This window comes from Vibrio sp. AIC-3 (assembly GCF_013114515.1).
GTDB lineage: Bacteria > Pseudomonadota > Gammaproteobacteria > Enterobacterales > Vibrionaceae > Vibrio > Vibrio crassostreae_C.
On the sequence record NZ_VTXG01000002.1, the window covers coordinates 331,865 to 354,822 of the forward strand.

Consider the following 22,958-nt stretch of genomic DNA (forward strand, 5'->3'; position numbering starts at 1 on the left):
AGCTCGATTTAGTCCGCTTTAGATTTAAATCGAAGCAGACGCAATGCGTTCAATGTCACCAATGCAGTTGCACCACTATCCGCTAAAACTGCCACCCACAAACCGGTAATACCTAACAAGCTTGTCACCAAGAATACGACCTTCAAACCAAGCGCAAGGGCTACGTTTTGACGGATGTTGTTCATGGTCGCTTGCGACAGTTCAATCATCGCTGGCAGCTCAGTTAAACGGTTATGAGTCAGTGCTGAATCCGCCGTTTCCAAAGCGACATCCGTACCACCACCCATTGCGATGCCGACATTCGCCGTTTTCATTGCTGGTGCATCATTAATGCCATCACCGACCATCGCCACGTGCGACTGTTGAGATAACTCCTCAACGTAAGATACCTTGTCGCTTGGCAATAGGCTTGCCTTGTACTGCATACCAATCTTGCTACTGATCGCTGCTGCACTGCGCGGATTATCGCCGGTCAACATGATAGATTGAATACCTAATTCATTAAGTCGTTCAATCGCAAGCTTAGCGTCACTACGTAACGTATCTTGCCAAGCAATCAGACCAATCACCGTCGTAGCTTGCTCTGTTGATTCTTCTTGATCTTTAACCTCAAGAGCAACCACAACCGTCTTGCCCTCACCTTCTAATGCTTCTACCTGAGAAACCACATCGGCACCAAGTTCGAACGTGACTTTAGACGGTGACAGAACCTGATACTTAACACCATCAACATCCCCTTCAACACCACTACCAATCAACGCTTTCTTGTTGTGTGATTCAGGAATCTCAATATTCAGGTCTTTTACTTTAGCGACAAGTGACTGCGCCAACGGGTGAGTAGAGCCAACTTCAATCGCCCCAACCACACGCAGCATCGCGTCTTGTTGCCACCCCGATAGAGGTTGAATATCCGTAACCTGAGGCTTACCTTCGGTCAGTGTGCCTGTCTTATCGAAGGCGATGGTTTGGATTTTACCAAGCTGCTCTAGCGCTGCGCCGCCTTTAATGAGCGCGCCACGTTTCGCTGCTGCTGCTAAGCCAGAGGTAATCGCTGCAGGAGTCGAGATAACCAAGGCACACGGACAAGCAATCAACAATAGCGCTAGGCCACGGTAAACCCATGTTTCCCATGGCTGCGCAAACAACAATGGTGGTGTGATGATGACCAACAGAGCCACTACCATCATTAACGGTGTGTACCAACGGCTGAACTTATCGAGGAATCGCTCTAGTGGTGCTTTACGAGACTCTGCTTCTTCAATCAGATGAAGAATGCGATCGATCGCGTTCTCACCCTGTTTTGAAGTGATGGTGATACGAACCACTTTATCGACCACCACAGCGCCAGCCATGATGCTGTTACCTTCGATATGTTCAACAGGAACAGATTCACCGGTTAACGCACTTTCATCAAAGCTTGCCGCGTCTGTAATCAATTGTCCGTCAGCAGGTAAACGAGAGCCCGCAGCCACTTCAATCACATCACCTGGAACCAGTTCACTGACGGCAACTTCTACACGTTCGCCGTTGATGATCTTAGTCGCGTTTTCTGGTACCAATGCCATTAGCGCTTGAACGCCACTTCTTGCTCGAGATGAAGCAAACGCTTCTAAGCGCTCACCAATCAAGAACAACAATAGAACCATCGCAGCTTCCACAGTTTCGCCAAGGTACAAAGCACCCAGCGCGGCAACACTCATTAAGGTTTCAATAGCAAATGGTGTTCCTGAGCGTGCCAACTGAACCGCTTTTTTCGCCACCGGATATAAACCAAGCAGACAAGTTACCGTAAACAAGCCTTCACTTAATTGAGGTGAGGTGCTTTTCACAAGCACTGCAAACAGCATTGCCGCTGCAATCGCGATAATCTGTAAATTAGGTTGAATATGAGCTTGCCAAAAAGTCTCAGGTTGTTGTTTTTCTTTCTTTGAACCGACTTCCGTAAGAGGGAAACCGGTTTTGATAGAGACCTGTTCAATGGTGTCAGCAATGCTTTCATTATCGAATTTCACAACCAGCTTTTCGGTAGCAAAGAGAACCTTCGCTTGAATAACACCGTCAATATTGCTGATCGCGTTTTCTATTTTTCTTGCACAAGCTGGGCAGTCCATTCCGGCAACCAGCCAACTTTTCGAAAATTTGGCATCGAGAGATAAAGTTGAGGACTGACTGTCTTCTTCTCCACTGTCCGACGAGCTACAACAATCATCTCCAGACGATGACGGAGCAGCAGAAGAGCTACAACAACCAGATGAAGTGCCTGCTGCTGTGATGCTTGAAATTTTAGGGCTAGAGCAACTTGCTCCTGCCGCTTGAGGTTGAACGTCCACTTTTGCTGAGCGGCACGCTGCATGTTTTGCGCACATAATGTATCTCCTTAATACTCAAAAGCCTTGAGGTTGTTGCTAACTTACGAGCAACAGAACCTTAAGTTCATCAAAAGTATAAACCTTGGAGGCTACTCCAAGGTCAAGAAGAAGTTTTCAAGAAAACAAAAATATTATGCCAGCGCCGATGGCTTACTGAGATTTAAGCTCCGCACACTCTTCACGGTTAGCGGATACATCATCAATAAGAACCGCATCGTGTGAACAGAATGGCTGAGTGTTCAAGCTGACAATCGACACATCATCTTCCACTGGATCAACTTGAGATCCTTGCATCAGTTCAGCGATATGATGTCGAAGCACCAAGATACCTAAAATTCCGAACAAAACATTACCCAAAGCTTGACCATAGAGAACACCCAAAGCGCCATACCATTGCGAACCTAGATATACGAACGGCAGAGTACCTAACGTCGCTTTACCCAAATTCAATGCTGTCGAGTAAAGCGGTTTACCTAGGTTGTTGAAAGACGTGTTGGCAACAAATAGTGCACCGTTAAAGGTGAAGGTTAACGCCACATAGGTACAGAAAGCCGCCACAATGATTGCTGCATCACCTTGTAAGCTAAAGCCTTGAATGACATAACCTTGAACGAAGTACAACAGAATACAAACAGCGATGGTGTATGCCGTAGTAACCAGCAATGAGTTATTGAGTGTTTCTTTTACTCGGTCCATGCGTTCAGCACCAAAGTTCTGACCAATGATTGGCCCCACAGCGCCAGACAAGGCAAAGATAACCGCAAAACAAACTGGCGTCAGACGACCTATCACGGCAAAGCCCGCGACAAAATCCTCACCATACTGTGCGATACCCGTTGTCACAATCGCATTACCGATAGGCGTTGCGGTATTGGTGATAATCGCAGGCAGCGCAATCGCCAATATTGGTCGAATGTTAATGCGCCATTGCACAAAAGAAGGCGGAGCTACCAGCTGATGGCTGCGAATAAGAGGATAAAGCGAAAAGAATAGCACCGAGAAACGAGCGACAACCGAAGCGATAGCCGCCCCTTCGATGTTCCAACCAAAACCAAAAATAAACAGAGGATCGAGAATCGCGTTAACAATGCCGCCAGACAAAGTTGCCCACATCGAACGCTTAGCATCACCTGCCGCTCTTAAGCCCGCACCCGCTGCCATCGCTAACGCCAAAAATGGACCACTAGGTAGCAAAATCTGTAGGTAAGCTTGAGCGCGTTCGGCTGCAATGCCTTTGGCGCCTATCGCGGCTAGCAGCTCTGGAATATAAGCGAACATGATTGCAGTTATGGTTGAACTGATAACAAACGCAGTCAGCATGATACTGGTGCTTAGGTTTCGAGCGTGCTCTTGATTCTTGGAGCCGATGGCTTTGGACACTAATGCGCCCATGGCAATGGAAGTACCGATAGAAACGGAGGTAGAAAAGAAAGTCAGCGTACCTGCAAAGCCTACCGCAGCAGCCAATTCAACCTGTCCGAGCATACTGATAAACAGCATGTCGAGCAGATCGACCACAAATAACGCCATCAAACCGACAGAGCCAGCCCCCGACATCACCAATATGTGGCGCATCGTTGAACCTTCAACAAACTTTGCCGTTTGATTTGACATGAAACCTCCAAAAGTTGGAATACCCAAGAGCTAAAGCCTAATCAACTGTTCAACTGGCTAGGGATCCAAAAAGAAAGGATCGACCAAGAAAAGCGCTATACAGAAAAAAGGCGCTAGTGCGCCTTTTTTCAATTGAGAGTATTGAGAAAAATAATCGTTCTTAACACGCTACTATACCTGATGTTTGAAGCATTCTTCCAAGTTCTTGCCAATTGCTCTCAAAACATCAGTTCTGGTGATAATACCCACCAGTTTTCGATTATCGATCACAGGGTATGCTTTAGGTTTTCCAACCTGCATCATGTCCGCCAATTCAATAATGGATAAGTCAGGTGACACCGACAGCACTTCTTGGTACATACAGTCACCCACAAGGTGTGTGTCTTGGCAGAAGTAACTGACCTTCACAAGTTTCTCGAGTAAATCCTGCTCTGAAAGGAAGCCAATCACTTGTTCGTTATCATCGATTACGGGCCCACCCATATGGTGGCTACGCATCACTTTGTCTAACGCTAGACTTAACGGCATATCAGGAGTAAATGTCACAACCTGCTGCGTCATGTAATCTTTCACTTTAATTGAATGCATTGCGTTCTCCCTAAATACTTTGCGTCATATATTTTTCTATCTTGTTAAGTTAATTGTTGTCTAAAATCTTGATTTTACTAAATGGATTTCAACAATTTTATTGATAGGCAAAACCTAACAAGACAAAAAAGTGAGACAAACAAAGGGTTGAGCACGTTTTCGAACGCCAGAAAAAAGAAAAAAAGAGCTCTTACAAAGCCTTACTTTCCCTTGCTTAACCTTACTTAGCCGAGCTAGCCTGCGTAAATAAACCCTGTAATCTTCACCGCACTAATAATTAGAAACCCCGTTTTAGGAAGTTTATGCAACACGACAACAACATGTACGCGTATATTTACGCAGGTAACGATGGCACAGAAAACACACTCATCGCCACTATCGATAATCAAGAAAAACCGCTGATATCAAGCTGCGTTGATGAGATAAAACGCATGTCATGCTTAGCCATTGATTTAGCAGCAAAACACGACCTAAAAGTGAAGCTGGTGAAATATCAAAGAGAACAAGAGATCGACTTCGGCCTATTCGTTAAATAGTGAATCCGACACTGATTTGGTTAATCTCTAACTGGCAGCCATAGTAGCATTAGCAAGCGCAATAGCCGTGAATGGCTGCCGAATTCGACCTGACAAGCCTAACGGGTAAAGGCTATAATGATCAGACGGCGCCCTTGCCGATTTTCATTGTCCAAATACGGTTTACTATGTCTTCCCAAACCCCACCTAAAACTTATCTAACGAATTCCTTATCTAAGTTAAAAAGCTACTTTAGTGAGTTATTGGATTTCCAATCACGCATTTGGGTGGTTCATATCTTTGAAGACTCTATTACCGATCAGTCGTTTGTGATTAATGAAGATGGCTTTAAAGAACCGCTAGAGTGGATGAAAAAACGTGATTACCAAGCGAGAATGCTTGATCGTGTTGATAAGATGAAAATCTCACAGGTGATTGAGATTCAGTTCGAAGACAAAATGCATCGCTTGATGCGAGTGAAGTAGCTTTATTGTTTGGGCATTCACGAAAAGCCCTTGCTAGAAATCAAGTATAAAAAGGCCAGCGCTCGCTGACCTTCTCTCATTGATTACAAACCACCATCTAACGCGCACAATACTCATGCCACAGGCGCACCGCTTTCTGGTATGCCTCAGTTTTATCGTGCGTTTCTGCAAAGAGAATGGCTGTCATGCTGTCGACAACGGTATTCGCCATTAGCGCCATATCTTCAGCCGATGTGCCAAGTAAACATTGACTAGGAAGTGGCAGCTCTAGGTTCATCATCTCTTCCCAGTAGAACGATTCGACTTTGTCAGGAGAGCTCATCCATACCGTTTGGCTAACTTTAGGATTATATTCCGACTCACCGTTCATCCCTTTGAATGAAATCACCGAGTGGGATTTATTTCCGATAACATGCTCAACTTCCGCATGAAGTTGTGGGAAGCCAGGATGGAAACTACCACGCAGACCTAAACGACCACCACCGGGATTCAATGCTCGAACTACCGTGTTAATTGGTGTTCTTAATCCGTAACGGTGTTTCCAACCGATCATGGTTTGCGCTTCGGGAGCAAAGTTAGCTAGCGGTAAATAAGCAATGCCGTCTTGTTCAAGAATCGACTTAGCATGTTCAGGGTTTTCTGCACTTTGCACACCAACATCTTGCAAATGGCTTTCAACGTGCGTCCTACCGCTCGGCTTATCCATATAGCCATGCATTAACACTTTATAGCCATTGTCAGCTAAGATTTTTGCCGCCAACAAGTTCCAAGGCTTGCCACTGGCGTTATCGTTACGCTTACCTGCATAACACGGCCAATCAATATCAGCGCCTAAATCTGGCACTCGAGATTGAAACGCTTTTACAAAGCCAGCGATCTCTTCATTGGTTTCATTCTGCACACGAATCAACATCAGTAGCATAGCCATTTGGTCGTCACCGACTTCTCCGCTTAAATACTCATCCATGATGCGGTAGGCTTGTTCGAACGATAAAGGCTTACGCCCTCTTTCTCCTCGTCCAACTGTACGAATACACTCTAAAATACTACTCATTGATTGTTTATTCTCTTCCGTTGATATCAATAAAATTCGAATACACTTTCGATTCTATGATACCCACCGTGCATTGCAAAGCGATTCAGTTGCTCTTGACCGAATTACCAATACGCGGATTGGTGTTCTAAAAGTAAACTTACTGGTGTAAAATTAGCGTATGTAATGCTAACCGCGACATATTGAGTAGTATCCCGATGACTGTAAAAAAAACGCTGAGCCAAAGAAAACGTGAATCGATCGTTGCCGCTGCTATCGCAGAGTTTACTGAGCATGGCTACAAGGCCACCAGCATGGATAAAATATCGAGCCGCGCAGAAGTATCAAAGCGAACCGTATACAATCACTTTGCCAGCAAAGAGCTGCTTTTAGATGAGATTCTGGACAGCATTTGGAGCAAAACTCTGGCCGCGACGCATTTCCCTTATCAAGCAGAACTGCCACTTGAAGAACAGCTTTCGTCGATAGCCAATCAAGAACTTGAGTTACTTGAGTCTGAAGGCTTCATCGACCTGTCACGCGTGTTGTTCTCAGAGTATTTCCATAACGCCGAACTGGCGCATCAAGCGATGGAAAAATATTCCCAAGCAGAAAGTGGACTTACAACCTGGATTAAAGCCGCGTTGGCAGACGGTCGTTTAGTAGAACTAGACCCACAATTCGCCTCCACGCAGTTCATTGGTCTGCTTAAGTCTTTTGCGTTTTGGCCGCAAATCATTGGTCATGTGCCGTCACCGGATGCTGCGCACAAACAAGTGATCATTACTTCAAGTGTCGAGATGTTCCTTAAACAATATCAGGCGTGATTTTGGTGGTTGATGAGAATTCAACCACAATAAAACCATCACTAGTATCTGCTGTTATTTTCCCTATACTGCAACCCACTTTCGTCATTACGACTCAGTAAAACTTCAACTTTAGGTAGCCCTATGATTACTTTCACCACCAACTTTGGCGATATCGAGATTGAACTGAACCTTGAAAAAGCGCCAGTAACGTCGAAAAACTTCCTTAAATACTGCCAAGACGGTTTCTACGAAGGCACGACATTTCACCGTGTTATTGAAGGTTTCATGATTCAAGGTGGTGGTCACACTATCGACATGACAGAAAAACCAACTCGCGCCCCAATCGTCAACGAAGCAAACCGTGGTTTGAAGAATGTGATTGGTTCTGTGGCAATGGCTCGGACTGATGCACCACATTCTGCAACGGCGCAGTTCTTCATCAACCTTGATGACAACGATTTCCTAGATCACACCTCAACAACCAATGCTGGCTGGGGTTACGCGGTATTCGGTAAGGTTTCAGCAGGTATGGATGTGGTAAACAAAATTGCGAAAGCACCAACAACCATTCGCTGGGGACACGAAGATGTGCCTTGCGAAGATATTGTGATTACAAAAGTCACTATTCGCGACTAATTCATTCACGTCCTTTCCCGCCCCTAGTGCATTCGAATTGATGGCATAAAGAAAAGAAGGCTGTGCGATAGGACTATGGTGGTAAGGGTTCGACTTTACCACCTGTATTCAAAGCTCGTTGTTAGAATAGTTACCAGCGAGAACGATAAGTACGGTGACACCCTTTGCACGTCTTATTCGCAGAATTTAACCCTTGCTCTGCACTCGACAAGTCTTGTTCAACACTCGCCTGATAAGGCTCAGAAAAGCACTTGAAGAACAACTCGTTCCTATCCCCGTTCGTTTAAACAAAGAGTTGATGAACGAGTTAGATGCTGAAGAGCAACAACAAATGCTCAAGCTACTTCAGAAAGTAGTCGCGGCAATCTGAACTTACCGCGTTCACTGCTTAGCAAGCTTAGTGCTTAGAAATTATTACACTCTGAACGTGTATTGAAAAACAACCCACACTCGGCCTTGCGCCGAGTGTTTTATTTTCGTCTCGACCATTTGATATAGCAAAATAGTGAAGCAATGATCACCGCCCCACCGAGCAGCTTCTGCATCTCTACACTTTCGCCAAGCACACTCACACTTAACAGCAGCGTCCACACAGGCTCAAGAATCATGATCAATGCCGCCACTTCCATGTTCACGGAGTGCTGACCGACCGTTTGTAGCAAGTAACGAATAGACGTTGCGATCACCGCAGAGACAATAAACCAGAAGACTAAGGTTTTGGTGATTTCGAACTCCGGCTGAGCTGTCATAGAAGCAAAGGCTAAACCACTCACACCCACCACAAACAGTTGCACACAGATTGATGCGATAGGCTTGATATTGGTAATCACACGCTTGTTCATCACAAAGTGAACAGACAACAACATCGATGCTAGTAAGAAATAAATCTGACTCTGCTCAACATGCCAGCCGTTACCCAAAGTCAGCAACAGCATGCCAATAATCGCGATCGGGAAAGACATCCAAAACGCGCGATTAGGCTTAACTCGAAACAAAATCCAAGACACAAACGGTGCAATGATCATGGCTAAGCTCATGATGAATGCCCCTTCCGACAAGCTTTCAGTCACCGAAACTGCAAACACCCATACCAGCAATGAGGCAGACAACAACAAACCCACGCCGCAAAGAGACAGAATCTGCTTAAACGAAAGCTTACGAATATGGTGAATACAAAATGGCAGAAGAATAAGACTCGCGACGAGGAATCGCACACCAATGAACACTGGCCCAGGCATTTCTAATACCACCAGCTTAGATGCAATCCATCCCACCCCAGCTAGCAGGGTGGCAAATAGAAGGTAAAGCTCTCCGCGCATCGCTTTCACGTTCATCATTTTACTTAGTCCAATAACAAAAAAAGCAACCCGACTCTGCAAGGTTGCTTTTTATAAACATTCAACAGGATCGAGATACTATCTCAATACTCTGCTTCAGGCAGCTGTTTTTAGCCTGTGTATTCTGGGTAATCCGTTAAACCTTTTTCAGCACCACCGAACAATGTGTTTGGATCGTGCGCTGCAAGTGGGTAACCATTTTGAATACGAGCTGGTAAATCTGGGTTCGCAACGAATGGACGACCAAAACCAACCATGTCAGTTACGCCTTCAGCAACGGCTTTTTCGCCACGCTCGCTATCGTATTTACCCGCATAAATAAGGACACCCTCGTAGGCTTCACGAACTGCTGCTTTAAATGCTTTTGGCGTTTCAGGTGCATCGTCCCAATCAACTTCTGCAATGTGTAGGTAAACAATTTTGTATAGGTTAAGTAGTGCTGCCGCCGCTGTGTAAGTCTCTACTGGTGTAGCGTCAACCGTACCATTCAACGATGTGAACGGAGCAAGGCGTACACCAACACGGTCAGCACCAATCGCTTCAACCATAGCTTCAACCACTTCGCCTAGGAAACGTAAACGGTTTTCAATTGAACCACCGTATTCGTCAGTGCGGTTGTTTGCTTCAGAATCGATGAATTGGTTGATTAAGTAACCATTCGCTGCGTGAAGTTCGATACCATCAAAGCCTGCTTCAACCGCATTCAAAGCCGCTTGGCGATACTGTTCAACCACCTCTTTGATGTCTTGTTTCGTCATTTCACGAGGTTCAACCACATCAACAAAGCCCGGTTCATCAGTACCGTTATCGATGAATACCTTTACGTTTTGTGCTTTAAGTGCAGAAGACGAGATTGGCTGTTCACCACCAATGTTGTCTGGGTGTGTTACACGGCCTACATGCCAAAGTTGAGCGAAGATAACGCCCTCTTTTTCATGTACGGCATCAGTCACTTTTTTCCAACCAGCGATCTGCTCATCAGAATAGATACCCGGAGTCCAAGCATAGCCTTGACCCATAGGTGAAATTTGTGTGCCTTCAGCAATAATCAAACCTGCAGAAGCACGCTGAGCGTAGTAAGCCGCCATCATATCGTTTGCTGAATTACCAGGTTGCGTTGCGCGAGAACGCGTCATCGGTGGCATAACAATACGGTTTTTAAGCTCGATATTACCAAGTTGAATTGGTTGAAATAGTGCGTTTGTCATTGTTATATCCTCGATTAACCTAGTTGAATCAGTTCGATTTGGTAGCCGTCTGGGTCAGTAATAAAAGCGACATGAGTTGAGCCGCCTTTCACTGGACCCGCTTCGCGAGTGACGTTGCCACCTAGCGATTTGATTTTGTCACATGCTGCGTAAATATCTTCTACACCCAATGCCAGATGACCAAACGCGCTGCCCATCTCGTACTCATTCGTATCCCAGTTGTACGTTAGCTCGATAGTCGTGCCGCCTTGCTCATAGCCAACAAAAACCAATGTGTAGCGGTACTCTTTGTTTTCGTGGCGTTCAAGTTCCTTCATTCCCAATACCTTGGTGTAGAACTCGATAGACTTGTCTAAATCAGTAACTCGGATCATTGTGTGTAGGAATTTCATATTTCGCCCTTTTTAGCCCAGCAACCTGAGCCGATATAATCGTGAGTGGAGGTTACCCACTTCTTTGTTAGGGTTAATATACGAGCTGACAGCAAATAAATGAAATTATCATAAATTCTCATTGTGATAATTTTTTATTATAACTCACTTAATACAAGTGATTTGTTAAGAAGATATTTGGCAAACAAAAGATAGGGCGACGATCAGAAAGCGGAGCGCCAACTGTTTAGTGATTTAGACATGTCATTAGTCGTATTGATGATCTGCTCTCTCAACCACTTATGTGCCGGATCGGTGTTCTGTTTTTTCAACCAAATGAGGTAATGAGAGATAGGCTGATAATCGAAAGGCGGTTTGAACAACTGTAACCCAAGACGTTCCTGATACTGGTTCGCCATAGAAAGCGGCACAACAGTGATGTAATCAGTCTGGCTACACAGCATTAGGTTACTGGCCATAGAGCTGCCGTGAATTACAATTTTACGCGAGGATAAGTCTAACGAAGTGTAGTGAGTCAAACTTCTTACTTGGCGACGTGTTCTGGCTAAAACCGCATGTTGCTCACTGAGATATTGCGCCTCGGTGATCTCACCTTTGATCCTAGGGTGCCCATTTCGGCAAACAATCACAAACTCACTGTCGTAGAGCTTTTCGCTCATCATGCTTGAATGCTCAGGCAACACAATGTCGATCATCAAATCAAACTTCTGAGTTAATAGATCCTCATGGACTTGATCATCACTATCTGGTTGGTCATACACCTCAAGAGATAAGCCTTGGTTAGATAACTGAGAAAATCGATCGAGCAACATCCACTTTAAATGTTCGGGAACCGAAGCCACAAACCTGCGCTCTGTACTCGCTTCATCAAACCCAGCCATACCTTGAAACACGCCGTTGAGCTCGTGTATTGGCGCTTTGATTTGCTCATACAAGCTTTGCGAGTAAGCAGTAGGCACAACCCCTCGCCCACTGCGCACAAACAACTCTTGGCCAATTTCATTTTTCAGTCGGCCGAGCGCAGTGCTGATCGTCGATTGATTGGTATTCAAATGATCGGCAGCCTTACTCAAACTGCCCTGCTCCATCACCGCTGAAAACACAGCCAATAAGTTAAAATTCGGAATGTCATTACTCATGATTCAGTGCTCATTTGGCGATAGATTTAATTATCTTATCGTAAAAGCGATAGAATGAAACAACGGATGCTCATTGAGAAAACAAAACTGAGAAGGAAGCATCATATGGTAAAGAGCAAAAATGTCAGAACAACTCACTCTTTCGAATAGCTGCCACATTCGCCAGATTGGAATCTAAATCTCTTCGCTGTGCCAGTAACGCTTAATCCACCCAAACTCACCCTAGACTGGTCGGAGTATTCAATATTTCCGTCCTGCCTTATTGATACTTTTATAGCCACTTCTATGATCCAGGCTAATTAAATAGACATATTTTATAAGCCGAGTTTGAGCCTGTTCAAATAAACCCACCTCACGTTTAAGCAACCACTCAATTCATCGTAATTACGATAATTCAATATCGCAATAATGCGTAGATAGCACCAGTTACACTTCCTATTATTTCGCCAACAAATCAATTCTTAACCTAAACAGAAAACCTAAAAATGTGTAGATGATGGTGTTGCACACATCACGGAAGACGGCCTTAAAACCCAATGCAGCAAACGAACCTATCAATGGTAGACGTTACTTAAGAATGATTTCGCCAGGTGTTTTTAACACTCTATTCGCGAGAATGCGTTGTCTACGTGGTCAAAGCGATTTTTAATTGTCATCTAGTACTTTTGACTCAGTAGGTCTATACGGTTACGTGAGTTCAACACCTCTTTCAGATGTCTTCTAAAAGTCTTGTACCAAGGCTGCACTTTCTCTCTCCTTATTTAGGTTGAGATATGAACTTTATAAAAATCGTTTTCCAGAAAATCTGGGCCGTTGTGATGGTCTTGATTAAATTCTGCCTGTTTATGGCAGTGATGTTTGCGGGAGCATGGGCTCTTGCACCATTAGGCACAATCCATTCTAAAGACATCGACATGTCTCAATTCAACAATCATCCCAATGAAATGATGATGAACTTCTTCCAGATGGAGTCCTTCTCTGGTTACTTGTTCTCAGTGACCATTGCTGTGGTTTTAGCCGGTGTTTACGGCATGTGGCAGTTGCATGAACTGGGTGTGCATAAAGCAAAAGAGCACAAAAGCGCTCACGTTCAAATCGTGTTTGCACTGTCACTTTGCGGACTCTTCATCAGCAAAACATTCTGGGTCATCGCTTTGGTTATCGCATTGGCGAACTGGAAACATATTGGTCAATCACTGAGTGATGTAATTCGCCGTGGTGTACAGCCTAAACAAGACACGACCAATACAGAGACAGCCGCAGTCCACGTATCACCTGAACAACCGGTAACAGAGCCGTCTTCAGTAGAGCAATCTTCAAAAGAACAGGCTTCAGAAGAAAAGACTCCAACAACACCATCCGCTACAGAAAAAGAGGTCGCATAATGAAAGAGATGATGATCCCATACATCCTAATTGTATGGTCACTGTTTGCGACAGGCGCACTTAAGAAGAACTTCAAGAACTACACATGGGCTGCCATTGGTGGCGTAACGATTCTTGCGGTATTAGCGGTTATCTCTCGCTTGTGGGCACCCGTTGATTTAACCAACTCAACCACAGTGAAAGCACCACACGCGGTAATGTCACCAATCTTTGGCCAGCAGATCGACCAAGTGCTTGTTGAGCACAACCAAATGGTTAAAGAAGGCGACGTAATTTACACACTCGTCGACATTGATTCAGCCGCAGACAAAGCAAAGATCGAATCTTCAATTGTTCAGAAAGAAGAAGAGATCAAGCAAATGGATCGCGACTTAGAGCGTGCTGAAACGTCACCTGAAATTTTCAATATGCGTGACGTAGAAAAGTACGACTCTGATCTTCGAGTGCTGCATGCTGAACTGGTGTCGTTAAAAGCCGATTTACAAAAAGTAAATTGGGCGCAAGAGAAAAAGACCATTAGAGCTGAGTTTGATGGTCAGGTATCGATAGTGAATATTGCTGAAGGTTCTGTCATGGGTAACATGCACCTCTACAACACCAGCAAAAAGTTTCTTGAGATGCGTATTTCAGACCAAACTTATGGCTATGTTCAAGTAGGAGACTTCGCTGAGTTCTTCGTTGATGCATACCCAGGCCACGTGTTCCGAGCAAAAGTACACAGCTTTAATGCCGGTACCGGTGAGTCGAGTATTTCTCCACTTCAGGGGCCACAAAGCGTCGGTCAACACGTGGTAAGAAACGGCAATGGTTTAGGTCGTACTATCGTACTTGAGATCATTGAACCAGAAGGTTACAACATCCCTATTGGTTCAACTGGCGCGGCTTGGATCTCGGCTGAGAAGCCACATCCGTTCTGGGGCTTCATTGATGTAATCGGCGCAGCAACAGTTCGCCTACAATCTTACAAGTCATACCTAGGTGCTTGGTAAACGATTAAGCTCTTGGTAAACGATTAGCTCTTGATAAGCAATTAAATATTCAATGATTTGGCTGTTATTCACTCGTATCACAGCCACTCATGAACTAGCGACTAATTGTAAAACAAATGCCCTGAATTTCAGGGCATTTTTGTATCTGTTGCAAGCTCATTTACTAATTGATTTAGATTAAAATTAATCGCCAATACAATCGTTTATCAAACAAATCATCGAAAAAACGATAGATTGAAATATTATTAGCGCGTAGATAGCGACCTCCCCCACCTCTATCATTTGGCTCAAGAAATCCAATTCCTGTATCCAAATATAAGGTCACTACCATGACTAATACATTCAAAAAAATGGCGCTTCCTGTTGCTATTGCGAGCACTCTACTTGCTTCTGGTTTTGCATCTGCAACGCCAACTGTAGAAGCGACATCGAAAGTCGGCCAAGAACTTCAGACGGCAAATGCTGCGCAATACCAAAACATTGATCTTGATGCTCGCTACAAGAGCGAGGTTCTATTCGAACACAAATCAAACATGTTCTGGGGAAAAGGCGAACGTATTCAAGTTGTTTCTAAAACAGGCGATTCTCTAGCTTACACTGCTGAGTCTGACCATGTTCACCCAATCCTCACCAAGCATGGTCGTAAAATGGACCAAGCAATCATCAAAGTAGATGACAACGTATATCTTGGTTACGGTTTCGGTCTAGATACACCCGTCATGATTGAAGGTACGGACGGCATCATCATTGTTGATCCAGGCGAGTCGGTAGAAATGGCTCAATCGGGTTAAAGAACAGTTCCGTCAAATCACCGACAAGCCGGTTAAAGCAATCATTTATTCTCACAACCACATCGACCACATCTCTGGTGTGCGTGCGTGGGTGACTGACGAAGAAGTGGCATCAGGTGAAGTAAAAATCATCGCTGAAGAAGGCCTAACCGCTGCAGTGGCTAACTGGTCTTCAAACCTAGGTACTCTATTTGGTCACCGTACTTCTTACACAGGTGCTAAGCACGTAGAAGAAGGCGAGCACGGCACAGTAAACGACGGCCTTGGTCCGCGCTTCATGCAAGGTGCTATCTCGTTCATCGAACCAAACCTGCTTGTACCAAGCCAAAGCCACATCGAAATCGAAATTTCTGGCGTGAAAATGCACATCGAGAACGTGCCATCTGAAACTAAAGATGAGTTAGTGGTTTACTTCCCAGACCAGAAAATCCTGCACGCGGCTGAAGTACTTCAAGGTGAGAACTTCCCTAACCTTCACACCATCCGTGGTACTAAATTCCGTGACCCATCAATGTGGTTCAAGGGCATCGACGTAATGCGCAAGTTCGACACTGAGATCATGATTAACTCTCACGGTCGTCCTATTGAAGGCAAAGAAGCGGTATCTGACGTACTAACGGCTTACCGTGATGCGATTCAATACACTCATGATCAAACTATCCGTTACATGAACAAAGGTATGACGCCAGACGAGCTAGTTGAAGTGGTTAAACTTCCTAAGCACCTTGCAGAACACCCTTGGTTAGGTTAGCACTACGGCACTGTTGCACACGCCGTTCGCCAGATTTACGTAGGTTACAACGGTTTCTTCGAAGCGGCTCCATGGCAGCTAGAGCCAATGGCTTACGAGCAACGCGCTAAAGCATTCGTAGAGATCATGGGCGGTCGTGACAACATCATCGACACAGCAAAAGCAGCGATGAAAGCTGAGAACTATACCTTTGCAGCAGAGATTCTTTCTTACCCAATCACGGTAAACAAAGATGACATGGAAGCACGCTTACTGAAAGCACAAGCTTACAAAGCATGGTCTGCCGATCAAGTGAACATCAACTGGCGCAACTGGGCATTGAATGCTGCAGCTGAACTAGAAGGTACTCGTGATTTCTCTAACATGATCAGCTTTGCTTCTGTAGACGTACTAACTGCCCTACCAAGTAAGCAAATCTTCGATATGATGACGTCGACGCTAATCGCAGAAAACTCGTTAGACATAAACATGATGCTAACGTACAACTTCTCTGATACTAACGAAGCATTCACTATCGAAATTCGTAACGGCATTGCTCAGTTACACGAAGAGGCAGTGAAAGGCGCAGACGTTCAAATCGACACCACTCGTGAAGTATTGAACCAAATCTTGATTGCGGGTCCAAACGCTCAACAAGTGATTGGTACCAACCTACAGTCTGGTGCATTCAAGTTCTCGAATGGCGACATCAAAGGCTTCGGTCAATTCATGAGCTACTTCGATAAGCCAATGACTCCAGAAGAGATCATGCTCATCGTTCGCTAATAGTGAGCTCGAACGGTCGCTCTTCGATGATAGCGTGTTAGTAAACAATCACTAACACACTATCAACCAATACGCTGACCGCTTCACATGGACGACAAACAAATACAGGGACCCTTTGTGGTCCCTTTTTTTATCGTCAGGTTCGGCTTCTGCCGTCAGATTCTTAACCCTGTTATAGGTCTCGATAACCATTATATTAAAACGATTTGCTCTGATTCTTTCACTCACCTCTTCACTTACGTTTGCCTGCGGTCTTCACCAAGAGACAGGGTTTAGTTTAGTGACAGAGCCCGGTTCACTCGAGGTATTTGGCAACGTCATTACAGCCAGACAAGACGATGAATTCAACAACCTCAATAAGCCAGATCACTTTCGACTCTTTGCCATCAAGGCTGCGCTTGCGAAACCCCACCCAAGCAAAATTGAGTTCAACTTGTTCGAAGCAATCAAAGGTCATTACAGCCAAGTGAAACTTGAGAAGGGTGTCGATGTGTCAGGTAGAGACACTTTGCCTACTGAAGAAGATCTACTGTTAATTACTGAATTAGATGTGTTCGATGCGCTAGCAACTGGCACTATATCTTGGGATCACGCGACACTAAACGGCTTAGTGATCATCAATGGCCCACAAGATAAACGAGAGCAGCTTGAAGATTGGCTTAGTGATATTTTTGAAGGGTAATAGCTTAAAGCGGGACAGATAAAAAGTCGTCAAACCCTCGGACTTCAGAACATTGAGGGTTCAACGACAAACTTAAATCAAAAAAGCGTAGGCAACGGAATCAACTCCAGCCCCAGTACACCACTGATGCTCATAACTACCAGCAGAGAGACCTTGAAGACCGTCTTTGACCACTGGATGTAGTTAAGGCAATCGACTTTGCGGAATGTCACTTTGGTCCACATAAAACAGACTGCTGCCGACACCGCTAGGTATTCATAACCTGCTTCCCCAAGTAGGAACAGCGCCAACGAGACTGCGCCAAACGCCACAACATACGCTTTCATGTGTTGATGTGCTTTGTCGACGCCCTCTTTCACCGGTAACACTGGAATGCCTGCATCTCGATAATCTTGAAGGCGGAACATCGCGATCGCGTACGAGTGTGGCATTTGCCATAAACAGAACATCGCGAACAACAAAACCGCTTCCAAACTAATGTAATTAGTCACCGCCAAGTAGCCCACTAACGGCGGAACGGCTCCCGAAATACTGCCAACTAAAGTGCCGTAAACCGATGTACGCTTGTACCACATGGTGTAGAAAAAGACGTAAAACACATAGCCAAGCAACACCATGACCGCAGAGATCGGATTAGCGAACTGAAACAGCAGCGCTGTGCCTGCTAGCAGTAAAACCAAGGCATAGACGAACGCTACATCTGTATTGATGTTTCCTTGAACCAATTCTCGATTTTGTGTGCGCTTCATCTTTTGGTCGATGTCTCGATCAAAGATGTTATTCACCACACAACCTGATGCAATCACAAGTCCCACACCCGCTAATGTTGTCAGTAACAACATCGCATTGGCTGGTTCTGTTTTTGCGGCGAGGAAGAACCCCGCCGCAACAGAAATCAGGTTGCCGAAAATGATGCCCGGTTTGGTAATAGACAGATATCTTTTCAGCATACCCTAGCCTACAACTTCATGTTGACGTTCATGTTATAGATGATCCATACCGAACCAGCGATAAGAATCAATACAACGATGGCGGTAAACATCAGTGACACCAAGTTCCAACGCCCATCGGAAGATTTCGCTTCCATATGCAAGAAGTACTTAAAGTGCACAAAGATTTGCACCAGCGCACACCCGAACAAGATCACGTAAGTTTCCGTGCTTGATAGCGCATGTGACCACACGATGTAGAACGGAATAATGGTCAGAATTAGTGACGCAATAAAGCCTTTCACATAATCCGTTGCACCGCTGTCTAGATGCTGTTCCATTACATCACCCCCATTAAGTACACAATGGTAAATACACAAATCCAAACGATATCAAGGAAATGCCAGAACAAGCTTAAACACTGGAAACGCATCGACATGTTGTCGTTCAAGCCTTTGGTTGAAAGCTGGTGATACGCCACTGCCATCCAAATCAGACCAAACGTTACGTGCAACCCGTGTGTGCCAACCAAGGTAAAGAACGCAGAAAGGAACGCACTCTCTTGAGGACCATAACCTTCTGCAATTAAGTGATGGAACTCATACACTTCCATACAGATAAAGGCTAAGCCCAATACGAAAGTAACTTTGATCCATCGCTTCAGTCCGGTAACGTCTTTGCGCTTCATTGCAATCATGCCAAAGCCAAAGGTGATACTACTGAACAGCAGCATCATGGTTTCGACAAACACGAACGGCAGTTCAAAGATGTCTTTGCCTGTAGGCCCTGCGATTGAACCACTCTCAAGCACGGCATAAGTCGCGAAAAGTGTGGCAAACAGGACACAGTCACTCATCAAGTAAACCCAGAAGCCAAACAACTTGTTACCCGCAGCTTCGTGGTGATGATCATGCGAGTGTGCAAGATCATAAGTGTGTGACGGAGTATTAGCTTGCATACGTCGTCTCCAAATCATCTTTATTGTTGTTATCACTGTCACCGTCAGCGCTGTTACCACGACCAGAGTTGTCGCCCTTCACTGACTGTCTCTTAGCTTCTTCAAGCTGTGCACGTCGAGCCGCTTCAATCGCTTTGATCTCTTCAACTTCCACGTAGTAGTCCACATCGTCGTTGTAGCTGTGTTGAATACACGTCACCACGATGCCCACTAAGCTTGCCGCCGCTAGCCACCAGATGTACCAAATCATTGCGAAGCCAAATGCCAACGCCCATGCAGACACATAAATGCCTGTCGGTGTATTCTTAGGCATGTGAATACGTTCGTATTCTTCTTCCTGAGTTGGATCAAACTCACCACTTTGCTTTTGATACCAGAACGAATCGATCTCATCGCCCTTAGGCAATTTTGCAAAGTTGTAGAACGGCGGTGGTGAAGACGTTGCCCATTCGAATGTGCGTCCGCCCCACGGGTCACCGGTTAGATCTCGGTTTTGGTCGCGGTCACGAACACTCACGTAAATCTGAACGAACTGACAAACCACACCCATCGCAATCACGCCCGTACCTGCAGCCGCAACCGCCAGTAGAGGGAAGAATTCAGGATTGATGTCTTGGCTCAAACGACGCGTCATGCCCATAAAGCCCAGAGCATAAAGCGGCAAGAACGCCATCAAGAAACCGATTATCCAGCAGTAGAATGCGCGTTTTCCCCAAAGTTCGTTCAGAGTGAAACCCGTCGCTTTCGGGAACCAGTAACCAATAGCAGCGAAACAACCGAACACTACGCCACCGATGATCACGTTGTGGAAGTGAGCAATCAGGAATACTGAGTTATGCAGAATGAAATCTGCGCCCGGTACTGCCATTAATACGCCCGTCATACCACCAACAGTGAAGGTGATAAGGAAGCCAACTGTCCACAACATAGGTGTTGTGAAACGGATACGACCTTTGTACATGGTGAACAGCCAGTTGAAGATCTTAACCCCGGTCGGGATAGAGATAATCATGGTTGCGATGCCAAAGAAGGCATTCACATTGGCGCCTGAACCCATGGTAAAGAAGTGATGCAGCCAAACCACAAACGCTAAAATAGTGATAGCCACCGTCGCCCATACCAGTGAGGTATAACCAAACAGTTTTTTGCGAGAGAAAGTCGCAGTAACTTCAGAGAACACTCCGAAAATAGGCAAGATTAGGATGTACACCTCAGGGTGTCCCCATGCCCAAATCAGGTTCACATACATCATCACGTTGCCACCAAGGTCATTGGTGAAGAAGTGCGTGCCGATGTATCTATCCAAAGTCAGTAACGCAATGGTCACAGTTAGGATCGGGAAAGAGATGATGATCAGGATGTTGGCACACAGAGATGCCCATGTGAACACTGGCATCTTCATCATTGGCATAGACGGAGTACGCATGCGCAAAATGGTCGCAAAGAAGTTCACACCCGTTAGTGTGGTACCCACACCGGATATTTGCAGCGCCCATATCCAATAATCGACCCCGACTCCCGGGCTCGCCTCAATGCCAGACAACGGCGGATACGCCAACCAACCCGTACGGCCAAACTCACCCAAGCCAAGCGACATGTTGGTTAGGATAATACCCACCACAAATAGCCAGAAGCTCAAGTTATTCAGATAAGGGAATGCAACATCACGAGCGCCAATTTGCAGCGGCACGATGATGTTCATCAAGCCGATAACCAGAGGCATCGCTACGAAGAAAATCATGATCACGCCGTGAGCCGTGAAGATTTGGTCGTAGTGATGTGGCGGTAAATAGCCAGTCTCACCAGCTGCAGAAAGCAACTGCTGACTGCGCATCATGACCGCATCGGCAAAGCCACGAACTAACATCACCATCGCGACCGCAATGTACATGAAGCCTAGTTTTTTGTGGTCTACAGACGTAAACCATTCATTCCATAGGTATTGCCACTTACCGGCTTTTGTTACCGCATACACCACTAAACTACCCACTAAAGCGATCATGGTTAAGGTGATCAAAATAATGGGTTCGTGGTAGGGAATTGAGTCTAGAGTTAATCTTCCAAACATGACGATTATCCTTGGGTTTCCGGCAAACAGTTCATTGAACCAGGGTGCTGGGTCACGACATCAGTGAATAAAAATGGTGGGATACTAGAAAACAGAGTCACAGGTTCAGCCACACTTGGCGCGGCCAATGAACGGAACTGCTCCCAATCTTCAATACGATCAGGACTTGCTTTCACTTTCTCCACCCAGTTTAAAAACGCCACTTGATCAGGCATGGCTGATGCGGTGAATTTCATTTGAGAGAACCCTTTACCACTGTAGTTCGATGCAAAACCTTTGAAGTCACCTTCGTGGTTCGCGATCAAATTCAGCTTGGTCACCATTCCTGGCATCGCGTAGATCTGCGAACCAAGACGCGGGATAAAGAACGCGTTCATGATGTTGTCTGAAGTTAGCTTAAACGTCACCGGTACATCTTTCGGGAACGCAACATAGTTAACCGTCGCAATGTTTTGCTCCGGATAGATGAACAGCCACTTCCAGTCCAGAGAGACCACTTCGATCACCATAGGCTTAACGTCACTCACCAGAGGCTTAGATGGCTCCAGTTCGTGAGTTGTTCGCCAAGTGATGGTGGCTAGAATCGCAATAATGATGATTGGAATTGTCCATACCACTATTTCAATTTTGGTTGAGTGCGCCCAGTCTGGTGCATACTCTTCCGTGGTATTGCTTTCGCGGTATCGGTAAGCAAAGTAGATGGTCATCAGAATCACTGGGATGACGACAATCAACATCAGCAACAGAGCCGTGATAATCAGCTCTTTTTCCTGAACGCCAACGCTACCTTTTGGGTCGAGCAATGCGGAGTTACATCCTTCGAGCATCAGAACGGTTCCCAGCAAACCAATCTTCGACAAATTTGTCCTCGATAAAATGCGTTTATATCTTGAAGCTTCCATTAACTTTCTCGATGGTTATCCAGCCTCAGAACGAACGCCCGAGTACTGGTTGTCATGGTCATTAGAATATTTATGTGTTGAGCATGTGAAACGCCGCATCTCAAAAAGCAATGCAATAGAGCCCGTTACCGCTGGGTTAAAACCACACAGGAAACATGACTTAATTGTTACACTTTGAAATACATTGTTACATTTGGCGCATTATGAAGAGTTGAATTTGAAAGCTCACCAAACAAACTTGGAAACTAACCTTCCATTTATGGATGAGAAAACTAAGAAGTAGAAGAGGATTAAGACACACACCAGCAGCGTGCTACATAGGTGGAGCCAGTGCTGACAAGGGATTTACAAAAAACAGATAAACACTCGCGCGTCACCACAGCTCAGAGCCAGTTCAAGGTACATTAGAAAGAGCGAATAAATAGAAGTGTGACGCCCGTCAAGATTGTGAATTCACATACCATTTACAAGGTATTCACTGATTAGATTATTCAAAACACCCACTCATTCAGCAACTAGATAAACAAGCATTCACCGATGCACTAATGTGACGAATTGAAAGAATATTATGACTAACAGAAAGGATAATTTGACTAATTGAGAACGTTATAGC

20 protein-coding genes and 3 pseudogenes are annotated in these 22,958 nt (G+C 45.2%); 9 read left to right on the forward strand and 14 right to left on the reverse strand.

The window, feature by feature from the left end; genetic code table 11:
• Nucleotides 1–8: 8 nt before the first annotated feature.
• The 3 genes from F0229_RS03055 to F0229_RS03065 all read right to left on the reverse strand — a co-directional run bounded on the left by F0229_RS03055 (nucleotide 9) and on the right by F0229_RS03065 (nucleotide 4,571).
• Nucleotides 9–2,366: a zinc/cadmium/mercury/lead-transporting ATPase gene (locus tag F0229_RS03055; protein ID WP_102429146.1), complete on the reverse strand. Its 2,358-nt coding sequence runs from the start codon at nucleotides 2,364–2,366 to the stop codon at nucleotides 9–11.
• 153 nt (nucleotides 2,367–2,519) lie between these two features.
• Nucleotides 2,520–3,983, reverse strand: coding sequence for an MATE family efflux transporter (locus F0229_RS03060; protein WP_017065289.1), 1,464 nt, complete (start codon nucleotides 3,981–3,983; stop codon nucleotides 2,520–2,522).
• A 171-nt stretch (nucleotides 3,984–4,154) separates the two neighbouring features.
• The gene (locus F0229_RS03065) at nucleotides 4,155–4,571 is read right to left on the reverse strand and encodes a CBS domain-containing protein (protein ID WP_017060213.1); all 417 of its coding nucleotides are present in this window, start codon (nucleotides 4,569–4,571) and stop codon (nucleotides 4,155–4,157) included.
• A gap of 302 nt (nucleotides 4,572–4,873) precedes the next feature.
• Here F0229_RS03065 and F0229_RS03070 point away from each other — a divergent pair, with 302 nt between their 5' ends.
• Both F0229_RS03070 and F0229_RS03075 read left to right on the forward strand, forming a co-directional pair.
• A complete protein-coding gene (locus F0229_RS03070; protein WP_017060212.1) occupies nucleotides 4,874–5,107 on the forward strand; it encodes a hypothetical protein in 234 nt (77 codons plus the stop codon).
• 167 nt (nucleotides 5,108–5,274) lie between these two features.
• A complete protein-coding gene (locus tag F0229_RS03075) occupies nucleotides 5,275–5,571 on the forward strand; it encodes a hypothetical protein (RefSeq protein ID WP_029235295.1) in 297 nt (98 codons plus the stop codon).
• 97 nt (nucleotides 5,572–5,668) lie between these two features.
• Here the strand turns inward: F0229_RS03075 and F0229_RS03080 are convergent, their stop codons facing one another.
• Complete coding sequence (locus tag F0229_RS03080; protein ID WP_171732200.1) at nucleotides 5,669–6,655, reverse strand: glycosyl transferase family protein; 987 nt, start codon at nucleotides 6,653–6,655, stop codon at nucleotides 5,669–5,671.
• A 167-nt stretch (nucleotides 6,656–6,822) separates the two neighbouring features.
• Between F0229_RS03080 and F0229_RS03085 the strand changes: the two genes are divergently transcribed.
• Nucleotides 6,823–7,431, forward strand: a complete 609-nt coding sequence (locus tag F0229_RS03085; protein ID WP_017065287.1) for a TetR/AcrR family transcriptional regulator — start codon at nucleotides 6,823–6,825, stop codon at nucleotides 7,429–7,431.
• Between the two features lie 123 nt (nucleotides 7,432–7,554).
• Entirely contained in the window at nucleotides 7,555–8,049 is a 495-nt protein-coding gene (locus F0229_RS03090; protein ID WP_017060208.1) for a peptidylprolyl isomerase, read from the forward strand.
• 130 nt (nucleotides 8,050–8,179) lie between these two features.
• Here F0229_RS03090 and F0229_RS22025 read toward each other — a convergent pair.
• Nucleotides 8,180–8,302 (reverse strand): annotated as a pseudogene (locus F0229_RS22025) (cytochrome c); the annotation flags it as partial.
• On the opposite strand from F0229_RS22025, the pseudogene F0229_RS03100 reads away from it, so the two are divergent.
• Nucleotides 8,294–8,419, forward strand: a pseudogene (locus tag F0229_RS03100) (MarR family transcriptional regulator); the annotation flags it as partial. The pseudogenes F0229_RS22025 and F0229_RS03100 overlap by 9 nt on opposite strands.
• A gap of 100 nt (nucleotides 8,420–8,519) precedes the next feature.
• On the opposite strand, the gene F0229_RS03105 reads toward F0229_RS03100, so the two are convergent.
• The 4 genes from F0229_RS03105 to F0229_RS03120 form a co-directional block, all read right to left on the reverse strand.
• Nucleotides 8,520–9,386 carry a DMT family transporter gene (locus F0229_RS03105; protein WP_171732201.1) on the reverse strand — a complete coding sequence of 289 codons (867 nt, stop codon included), beginning with the start codon at nucleotides 9,384–9,386 and terminating at the stop codon, nucleotides 8,520–8,522.
• 110 nt (nucleotides 9,387–9,496) lie between these two features.
• Nucleotides 9,497–10,594, reverse strand: coding sequence for an alkene reductase (locus F0229_RS03110; protein WP_171732202.1), 1,098 nt, complete (start codon nucleotides 10,592–10,594; stop codon nucleotides 9,497–9,499).
• 14 nt (nucleotides 10,595–10,608) lie between these two features.
• The gene (gene gloA / locus F0229_RS03115; RefSeq protein WP_171732203.1) at nucleotides 10,609–10,986 is read right to left on the reverse strand and encodes a lactoylglutathione lyase; all 378 of its coding nucleotides are present in this window, start codon (nucleotides 10,984–10,986) and stop codon (nucleotides 10,609–10,611) included.
• Between the two features lie 203 nt (nucleotides 10,987–11,189).
• Nucleotides 11,190–12,125 (reverse strand): LysR family transcriptional regulator, encoded by a 936-nt coding sequence (locus F0229_RS03120; RefSeq protein WP_017068098.1) that lies wholly within the window; start codon nucleotides 12,123–12,125, stop codon nucleotides 11,190–11,192.
• A 773-nt stretch (nucleotides 12,126–12,898) separates the two neighbouring features.
• Between F0229_RS03120 and F0229_RS03125 the strand changes: the two genes are divergently transcribed.
• The 4 genes and pseudogenes from F0229_RS03125 to F0229_RS03140 all read left to right on the forward strand — a co-directional run bounded on the left by F0229_RS03125 (nucleotide 12,899) and on the right by F0229_RS03140 (nucleotide 17,488).
• The gene (locus F0229_RS03125) at nucleotides 12,899–13,510 is read left to right on the forward strand and encodes a hypothetical protein (RefSeq protein ID WP_017070446.1); all 612 of its coding nucleotides are present in this window, start codon (nucleotides 12,899–12,901) and stop codon (nucleotides 13,508–13,510) included.
• The gene (locus tag F0229_RS03130) at nucleotides 13,510–14,499 is read left to right on the forward strand and encodes an efflux RND transporter periplasmic adaptor subunit (RefSeq protein ID WP_059020979.1); all 990 of its coding nucleotides are present in this window, start codon (nucleotides 13,510–13,512) and stop codon (nucleotides 14,497–14,499) included. The genes F0229_RS03125 and F0229_RS03130 overlap by 1 nt, the downstream gene beginning before the upstream one ends.
• A 329-nt stretch (nucleotides 14,500–14,828) precedes the next feature.
• Nucleotides 14,829–16,806 (forward strand): annotated as a pseudogene (locus tag F0229_RS03135) (alkyl sulfatase dimerization domain-containing protein).
• A 193-nt stretch (nucleotides 16,807–16,999) separates the two neighbouring features.
• A complete protein-coding gene (locus tag F0229_RS03140; RefSeq protein ID WP_076645552.1) occupies nucleotides 17,000–17,488 on the forward strand; it encodes a hypothetical protein in 489 nt (162 codons plus the stop codon).
• Nucleotides 17,489–17,565: 77 nt separating this feature from the next.
• Here F0229_RS03140 and cyoE read toward each other — a convergent pair whose 3' ends face one another.
• From cyoE to cyoA, 5 genes are read right to left on the reverse strand one after another with little or no spacing between them, the layout of a single operon-like run.
• Nucleotides 17,566–18,438 (reverse strand): heme o synthase, encoded by an 873-nt coding sequence (gene cyoE / locus F0229_RS03145; RefSeq protein ID WP_171732204.1) that lies wholly within the window; start codon nucleotides 18,436–18,438, stop codon nucleotides 17,566–17,568.
• A gap of 8 nt (nucleotides 18,439–18,446) precedes the next feature.
• Nucleotides 18,447–18,758: a cytochrome o ubiquinol oxidase subunit IV gene (gene cyoD / locus F0229_RS03150; protein WP_017105301.1), complete on the reverse strand. Its 312-nt coding sequence runs from the start codon at nucleotides 18,756–18,758 to the stop codon at nucleotides 18,447–18,449.
• Entirely contained in the window at nucleotides 18,758–19,375 is a 618-nt protein-coding gene (gene cyoC / locus F0229_RS03155) for a cytochrome o ubiquinol oxidase subunit III (RefSeq protein ID WP_010439790.1), read from the reverse strand. Before cyoC ends, cyoD begins: the two co-directional genes overlap by 1 nt.
• Nucleotides 19,365–21,443, reverse strand: coding sequence for a cytochrome o ubiquinol oxidase subunit I (cyoB, locus tag F0229_RS03160; RefSeq protein ID WP_171732205.1), 2,079 nt, complete (start codon nucleotides 21,441–21,443; stop codon nucleotides 19,365–19,367). Before cyoB ends, cyoC begins: the two co-directional genes overlap by 11 nt.
• A 5-nt stretch (nucleotides 21,444–21,448) precedes the next feature.
• On the reverse strand, nucleotides 21,449–22,345 hold the full coding sequence (cyoA, locus tag F0229_RS03165; RefSeq protein ID WP_171732206.1) for a ubiquinol oxidase subunit II: 897 nt from the start codon (nucleotides 22,343–22,345) through the stop codon (nucleotides 21,449–21,451).
• Between the last annotated feature and the right edge of the window lie 613 nt (nucleotides 22,346–22,958).